Consider the following 7,725-nt stretch of genomic DNA (forward strand, 5'->3'; position numbering starts at 1 on the left):
TCTGGTGGAACGCATCCTACCGACGGGGCATTCCCGCCGGCCTGGCAGCGGACGCGGGGCCGCGGGGCTGCGGCGGCCGCCGTGACGGGTCAGCGACGCAGGAGGCGCGAGACGGCGGGTGCGAGACGAGCGGTCACCGGCGTGGTCAGCACCCGCAACTCGGGGATGCGGGCGAACCAGAGCAGGGCGCCGTAGACCAGCCCCATGACGGCCCCGGCCACGACGACCGTCAGCACGCCCGGCACGCGACCGGACTGCGCGAACCCGTCGGCGGCGAAACCACCCAGGACGGTCACGACGACGAGGCCCACGGCACCGGCGACGAGCGAGAAGACGAAGAACTGGACGTAGCGGCGCAGCACCCAGCGGCCGTCGATGCCGCCCAGCCGCTTCTTGACGACGACGAGCGCGACCACGGCCTGGCTCGAGCCCGCGATCGAGGTGGTGATGGCGATCGCCATCGCGATGCGCTCGGGCGGCACCACGGCGGCCGAGATCGCGACGCCCGCGACGAAGATGCCCGACTGGACGAGCTGCAGGAAGAACGGCGTGCGCTGGTCGTGCATCGAGTAGAACACCCGCTGCACGATGAACAGGACGCTGAACAGGACGAGGCCGGGCATGTAGCCGAGGATGACCTCGGCGGTGCGGGTCGACCCGGCGAAGTCGACCTCGAAGAACCGCGCGAACGGGTAGGCCACGACGCACATGGCGACGGCGGCGAACACCATGAACATGCCGATAGCGCGGAGGGACTGCGACATGTCGGTGCGGACGGCCCGCAGGTCGCCGCGCGAGGCGTGGCCGCTCATGCGCGTGAAGTAGGCGGTGCCGATCGACACGGCGATGATGCCGTGCGGCAGCATGAAGAGCAGCCAGGCGTTCGCGAGGACCGCGTTCGACGCCCCCACCTCGCTGCCCAGGGTGGCGACGCGGCTCTGCACCAGCCCGGCCAGCTGGGTGACGAGGACCATGCCGAACAGCCAGCCGGCGGCCTTGCCGGTGGCTCCGAGGCCGACGCCTCGCCAGCGGAAGTCGGGGCGGAAGGTCAGACCCGCGCGGCGCCAGAAGAGCAGCAGGAACGCCGCCTGGGCCAGGACGCCGAGGGTGGCCGTGGCCGCGATGACGAAGATCCGGTCGCCGGTCCAGACGTCGACCGCGGAGTTCTCGACGGCACCGCCGAACATCACGATGAAGACGACCAGGCCGGCGATGGCCACGACGTTGTTGAGCACGGGAGCCCAGGTGAAGGGCCCGAACACCTGCCGGGCGTTGAGCACCTCGCTCAGCAACGAGTACATGGCGTAGAAGAAGATCTGCGGCAGGCACCAGTACGCGAAGGCCGTCGCGAGGGCGAGTTGGTCCGAGGTGAACCCCGCCCCGCCGTCCGAGCTCTGCTGCGCGTACAGGCGGACGAGCACGGGGGCGAGCAGCGTGCCGGCCAGGCCGACGGCCGCGAAGACGATCGTGCCGAGCGTCACGATCTTGTTGATGAACCGCTGGCCCCCGTCGTCGGACGTCGCCGCCCGCACGATCTGGGGCACGAGGACGGCGCTGAGGAGGCCGCCCGCGATCAGCGCGTAGATGTTGTTCGGGAGCTGGTTCGCGAGGGCGAACGAGTCCGCCGCCCGGCTCGCCGACTGCCCGATCGCCGCGGCCAGCACGGCCGCCTTCACGAAGCCGAGGACGCGCGAGACCATCGTCCCGGACGCGAGGAGGATGCTGGCGCGACCGAGACCGCCCTGGTTGCTCACATGGACTCCTGGACGGGCGGCGAGACGGCCGCATCGGGTGACGGGCCGTCGCCGGAGGACCGGGCCTCGTCGCGCGCCCTGCGGCGCTTGCGGAAGGTGCGGTACAGGCCGCCGAGGAAGAGTGCGGCGAAGGCGACGCCGAAGATCCAGGTGATGGCGGTCTCCCACCCGGCCTGGACCGAGAGCGGGACGTCGACCGGGGTCGCGATCGCCACGCCCGAGAGGCTGACCAGCTGCAGCTGCACGGACACCGTGCCGTTGGCGACGGACTGCACGGGAACGCTGACCCGGGTCTGGGACTGCGGTTGGATCGTCACCTCGATGGGGCTGCGCTCGATCGAGAGGATGGAGTTCGACGGCGTCAGGTTCAGCATGACCGTCGCGACGGAGTCGGTCCGGTTCTCGAGGTAGAGGGGCAGGGCCGAGCGGTCCCCGAGGATGGCGATGGGCGAGCCCTGGACCACCGCCACGAGACCCGACGTCGCCGTCGCGTCGGCCACGGCCGAGGCGACCTCGGCGGGGAACCCGTCGACGTTGTCGCGCCAGGCGTGCGACGCCAGGGCCATCGTCCGCAGCCGGGCCGTCTCGGTGACGAACTGCGGTTCGGCGAGGGCCGTCGAGAAGTCGACGACCTTCTGGTCGGCGGAGACGAGTTCGCTCAACTGGTCCAGTCGGGCGTCGCTCTCGGGGCTGTCGACGACGGTCGCCGTCGAGGGGGTGCTCGCCAACGCGTCGGTCAGGGTCGCGCCGCTGACCCAGGGCAGGCCGTCGACGGCCTGGAGGGTGCGGGTGAGGAACTGGCCGGTCGACGGCCACTCCCGCTCGAGCGTCGTCAGGAGGGTGCGGGCGTCGCTCGGTCGCTCGTAGGCGACGGTGGCGACGGTGGCGGACAGCCGGGCCATCGTGGACTGCCACTCGGCGAGGGAGGTCGCCTCGGCCGCCTGGGTGACCAGCGTCGACAAGGGGTCGTCCGAGACGACGGCCGGGACGCCACCGACCGTGACCGCGGCGTTTTCGGTCGAGTCGCCGTCGACGTCCACGTTGCCGCTGGAGACGATGGTCGACGTGTACGGCCCGGCGGCGAACGTCGTGAGGTCGGCGGACACGACGGACGACTCCCGCGGCCAGACGACGTCGCGCTGGGTCCACGGGAAGTCGAGCAGTTGAGCGGTGGTCGGCAGCACCACGCCGTCGCCGGGCGTGGGCTCGGCGGTCGGCTCGGCGGTGGACCCGTCGCTCGGCAGGGCCGAGGGGTCGGACCCGGCGACGCCCGTGCCCGAGCCGTCGTCCGTGCCCTGGCTCGGGGCCTCGGTGGGCGTGTCGGTCGCGGCCGGCATGCCCTCGAACCGGGCGGGGTCGACCAGGGTGTCGAGCGAGGTCACGGCCGGGACGGACGTGGCGCCGGCCTGACGCAGCCCCGCGACGTCGGCGTCGGCGTAGGCCAGGGGGAACATGTCGTTCGGCAGGGCCTGCAATTCGGCGAGCCAGTCGACGGCGGACTGCGGGGCCTCGGTGCCGAGCAGGCGGATCGACGCGACGATCATCGGGTCGACGCCGAGGGTCGCGCCCGTGCCCGACACGGCGTCGAGCTCGCGTCGCAGCACCCCGCCGTCGGAGGTGTAGGCGGCGAGGGCGGAGGCGTCGAGGACGCCGGTCTCGCTCTCGGGCGTCGTGATCGGCACGGCGACCGCGACGCGGGTCGGCTGGAAGCTGTCGGCGGGGTACCAGACCACGCTGCTGCGGGTCTGCGCCACCTGGCTGCCCGAGGCGTCGAGCACGCGGGCCCCGAGCGCGCGTGCCCCGAAGGCGCGGCCGGTCAGGGAGAGGCGGTCGGCGGGCACCACGACGGTGTCGAGCGCCACGGACGACCCGGCGGAGACCGCCGGCACGTCGACCTGGACGAGCTGACGCCCCAGGTAGTCGTCACCCGAGACGTCGTCGGGATCGAGCCAGGAGGCGAGCTTGGACCGCGTGGTGAACGGTTCGCGGTCGAGGTAGATCCGGGCCTTCGTCGCCGCGAGGTCGCTGTCGCCGTCGTTCGTCACGGTGACCCCGAGGGTGAGGTCGTCGTCGGGTCGCAGCACGCCGTCGGAGGCCGGCTCGACGGTCATCGTGACGCCGTCGCCCGCGGGGGCGGACGCCGCTCGTGCCGCCGTGGCCGGCAGTCCCGCCGACACGACGAACACCGCCAACAGGGCGGCGATCACGGCGAAGAAGAGTCTCATAGGCGTCAGGTGTCGACGGCGACAGGGGCCGTTCGAGCATGCCGAGTCTAGGCAACGCCGACCAAGAAGCAGCGGCGAAGCGCCTGCGAGGGGGACGACGGGGTCGCGAGGCGCCGTCGGGGACTCAGCCCGCGCCTCCTCGGCTGTGGCAAGCTGTTTCGTCATGGACAGCGTCGCACGGGCCCTGCAGCGACTGGACGATCTGGCCGCCACCCCCCGCATCGAGAAGCTCGCCGCCGCGTTCGCCGCGGCCGGTCACGAGCTCGCCCTCGTCGGCGGTCCGGTGCGCGACGCCTTCATCGGCCGCCCGGTCAACGACCTCGACTTCACGACCGACGCCGACCCCGACGAGATCCTGGCGATCGTCGTCCCCCTGGCCGAGGCGCACTGGGACGTCGGCCGCGCGTTCGGCACGATCGCCGCCCGCGTCGACGGCGAGACCGTCGAGATCACCACGTACCGCAGCGACGTCTACGACGGCGAGACCCGCAAGCCCGTCGTCGAGTTCGGCGACACCCTCGAGGGCGACCTGGTCCGTCGCGACTTCACGGTCAACTCGATGGCGTTGCGTCTGCCCCAGCGTGTGCTCGTCGACCCGTCCGGCGGTGTCGACGACCTGCTGGAGGCGCGGCTCGCCACCCCGGGCACCGCGGTCGACTCGTTCCGCGACGACCCCCTGCGCATGATGCGGGCCGCCCGGTTCACGGCGCAGCTCGGCTTCACGGTGTCCGACGAGGTGCGCGAGGCGATGACCGCCCGGGCCGAGACCCTCTCGATCGTCTCGGTCGAGCGGGTCGCCGACGAGCTGTCGAAGCTGCTCAAGACCGAAACCCCCCGAGACGGTGTCCGACTCCTGGTCGACACCGGGCTCGCCGACCATGTCATGCCCGAGCTCGCGGCCATGCGCCTCGAGGTCGACGAGCACCACCACCACAAGGACGTCTACGAGCACAGCCTCACCGTGCTCGACCAGGCCATCGGCTACGAGCGCGAGCGGCACCCGGGCGAGGCACCCGACCTCACGCTGCGCCTGGCGGCCCTGCTGCACGACTGCGGCAAGCCCGCCACGCGGCGCCTCGAGCCGGGCGGCGTCGTCACCTTCCACCACCACGACGTCGTCGGCGCCAAGCTCGCCAAGAAGCGGTTGAAGGCGCTGCGCTTCGACAACGACACCATCGGTGCCGTGTCCCGGCTGATCGAGCTGCACCTCCGGTTCTTTGGTTACACGGAGGGAGGCTGGACCGACTCGGCCGTGCGCCGCTACGTCCGCGACGCCGGTGACCAGCTCGAGCGGTTGCACATGCTGACCCGGGCCGACGTGACCACGCGCAACCGCCGCAAGGCCGACCGGCTCGGCTTCGCCTACGACGACCTCGAGGCGCGGATCGCCGAGCTGCGAGAGCGTGAAGAGATCGACTCGCTGCGGCCCGACCTCGACGGCGACGAGATCCAGCGCGTCCTCGGCATCGGCCCGAGCCGCGAGGTCGGCGAGGCCTACCGCTTCCTCCTCGAGCTGCGGACCGAAGAGGGGCCGCTGGGGGCCGAGGTCGCCACCGAGCGCCTGCTGGCCTGGTGGAACGCACGCGAGAGCGCTGGGGCGTAACCAGCCATTCGGGTGTCGACCCGCGCCTCCTCGGCTCTCGAGGGCCGGCGACCGCCGCCCTGGCATTGATTCAGGAGGCGCGCTCGGCTACGCTGGGAAGGTTGCGTCTGCCTCACGGCGGCGCCACGTCATGAACACCCTCCTGTCACAGACCGTCTGTGACCGTTAAGTCCGAAGGAGGTGGGTTAGTCATGCACCAGTACGAACTGATGGTCATCCTGGACCCCGAGATCGATGAGCGCACCGTCGCCCCGAGCTTGGACAAGTTCCTCAACGTCATCCGCAACGATGGCGGAACGATCGACAACGTGGACATCTGGGGACGTCGTCGCCTGGCCTACGAGATCAACAAGAAGACCGAGGGCATCTACGCCGTCGTCAACCTGACCTCGAACTCGGCCGCCACGGTCGAGCTCGACCGCCAGCTGGGTCTCTCCGAGGCCGTGCTGCGCACCAAGGTCCTGCGTGCCGAAGAGGCGATCGCCATGGTCGCCGCCGCCAAGAAGGTCAGCGACGAGAAGGCCGCCCGCAAGGCCGCCAACGCCGCTGCCGCCCCGGCTGCTCCCGCCGCCGAGAAGGCTGCCGAGTAGTCCGATGGCTGGCGAGACCGTCATCACAGTGGTGGGAAACCTCACCAGTGACCCCGAGCTGCGGTACACGCAGAACGGGCTCGCGGTCGCGAACTTCACCATCGCGTCGACCCCCCGCACGTTCGACCGCGCGTCGAACGAGTGGAAGGACGGCGAGGCGCTCTTCCTTCGTGCCAGCGTGTGGCGCGAGTTCGGCGAGCACGTGGCCAGCAGCCTCACCAAGGGCAGCCGGGTCATCGCTCAGGGCCGACTCAAGCAGCGCTCGTACGAGACCAAAGAGGGCGAGAAGCGCACCAGCATGGAGCTCGAGATCGATGAGATCGGCCCCTCGCTGCGTTACGCGACCGCTCAGGTGACGCGCGCCGCGTCCTCCCGCGACGGCGCTGCCGGTGGCGGCTCCTTCGGGGGCGGCAACGGCGGTGGCAACCGTGGTGGCCAGCCGGCTCAGGTCGGCGGCGGTCAGGCGCAAGAGCCGTGGGGTCAGCCCGCCGGCGGCCAGCAGGGTGGCAACACCTCTGGCGGCGACGTGTGGAACACCCCCGGTGGCAACGGCACCTACAACGACGAGACGCCCTTCTAGGCCTCGCCGTTCCCCTTTTAGTACTTCTTCATTCATCGAAAGTAGAAACCAATGGCTGGAAAGAGCAGCGGCGACCGCCGCAAGCCCCTCCGCGGTAAGGGCGGCAAGAACGCCGCGCCCGCGAAGTCGATCCGCGTCGGTGTCATCGACTACAAAGACGTCGCGACCCTGCGCAAGTTCATCTCGGAGCGTGGAAAGATCCGCGCCCGTCGCATCACCGGCGTCTCCGTCCAGGAGCAGCGCCTCATCGCCCGTGCCGTGAAGAACGCCCGTGAGATGGCGCTCCTCCCCTACGCCGGCTCCGGCCGCTGATCGGAAGGACCACCATGTCGAAGGTAATCCTGACCCACGAGGTCTCCGGCCTCGGTTCCGCCGGTGACGTCGTCGACGTCAAGAACGGCTACGCCCGCAACTACCTGGTGCCCCAGGGCTTCGCCGTGGCGTGGAGCCGCGGTGGCGAGAAGCAGGTCGCTCAGATCCGTACGGCCCGCGAGACCCGCGAGCTCAAGACGATCGAAGAGGCCCACGACCTCAAGCAGCGCCTCGAGGCCCAGAAGATCCGTCTCACGGTGAAGACCGGTGCCGACGGCCGTCTGTTCGGCTCGGTCCGCCCGGCCGACGTCGCCGACGCGGTCACCGCCCAGGGCGTCGCGACGATCGACAAGCGCAAGGTCGAGATCCCCACGACCATCAAGGTGACGGGTGAGCACGAAGCCACCCTCCGCCTGCGCGAGGACGTCATCGCGACGATCACGCTGACGGTCGTCTCGGCCAAGTAGCACCCCGGCGCTTCGGCGCCTGCTGTACGCGAGAGCGGCGGTCCCCCTCGGGGGGCCGCCGCTCTTCTGCGTGCCCGGGGGTGCGGGCCTCGGCCGGGGGTCGCGACGAACCCCGTTCACGAAGATGAACCCCGGTGCACCGTGGTTCATCTTCGGAAACGGGGTTCATGGGCTCGCCGGGAGGGGGTGGGGAG

7 protein-coding genes are annotated in these 7,725 nt (G+C 70.9%); 5 read left to right on the forward strand and 2 right to left on the reverse strand.

Annotated elements, in window-relative coordinates:
* Positions 1-89 precede the first annotated feature (89 nt).
* Positions 90-1,754, reverse strand: a complete 1,665-nt coding sequence (murJ, locus tag ARTHRO9V_RS15035) for a murein biosynthesis integral membrane protein MurJ (protein ID WP_056044245.1) — start codon at positions 1,752-1,754, stop codon at positions 90-92.
* Positions 1,751-3,979, reverse strand: a complete 2,229-nt coding sequence (locus ARTHRO9V_RS15040) for a DUF6049 family protein (RefSeq protein WP_159828395.1) — start codon at positions 3,977-3,979, stop codon at positions 1,751-1,753. Before ARTHRO9V_RS15040 ends, murJ begins: the two co-directional genes overlap by 4 nt.
* Before the next feature lie 163 nt (positions 3,980-4,142).
* Here ARTHRO9V_RS15040 and ARTHRO9V_RS15045 point away from each other — a divergent pair, with 163 nt between their 5' ends.
* The 5 genes from ARTHRO9V_RS15045 to rplI all read left to right on the forward strand — a co-directional run bounded on the left by ARTHRO9V_RS15045 (position 4,143) and on the right by rplI (position 7,531).
* Positions 4,143-5,582: a CCA tRNA nucleotidyltransferase gene (locus ARTHRO9V_RS15045; RefSeq protein ID WP_159828398.1), complete on the forward strand. Its 1,440-nt coding sequence runs from the start codon at positions 4,143-4,145 to the stop codon at positions 5,580-5,582.
* A 191-nt stretch (positions 5,583-5,773) separates the two neighbouring features.
* Entirely contained in the window at positions 5,774-6,172 is a 399-nt protein-coding gene (gene rpsF, locus ARTHRO9V_RS15050; RefSeq protein ID WP_054145729.1) for a 30S ribosomal protein S6, read from the forward strand.
* 4 nt (positions 6,173-6,176) lie between these two features.
* Positions 6,177-6,752: a single-stranded DNA-binding protein gene (locus ARTHRO9V_RS15055; RefSeq protein ID WP_043595325.1), complete on the forward strand. Its 576-nt coding sequence runs from the start codon at positions 6,177-6,179 to the stop codon at positions 6,750-6,752.
* 51 nt (positions 6,753-6,803) lie between these two features.
* Complete coding sequence (gene rpsR, locus ARTHRO9V_RS15060) at positions 6,804-7,064, forward strand: 30S ribosomal protein S18 (protein ID WP_043595327.1); 261 nt, start codon at positions 6,804-6,806, stop codon at positions 7,062-7,064.
* A 14-nt stretch (positions 7,065-7,078) separates the two neighbouring features.
* A complete protein-coding gene (gene rplI / locus ARTHRO9V_RS15065; protein WP_043595329.1) occupies positions 7,079-7,531 on the forward strand; it encodes a 50S ribosomal protein L9 in 453 nt (150 codons plus the stop codon).
* Positions 7,532-7,725 lie beyond the last annotated feature (194 nt).

The organism is Frigoribacterium sp. 9N (genome assembly GCF_902506305.1).
Taxonomy (GTDB): domain Bacteria; phylum Actinomycetota; class Actinomycetes; order Actinomycetales; family Microbacteriaceae; genus Frigoribacterium.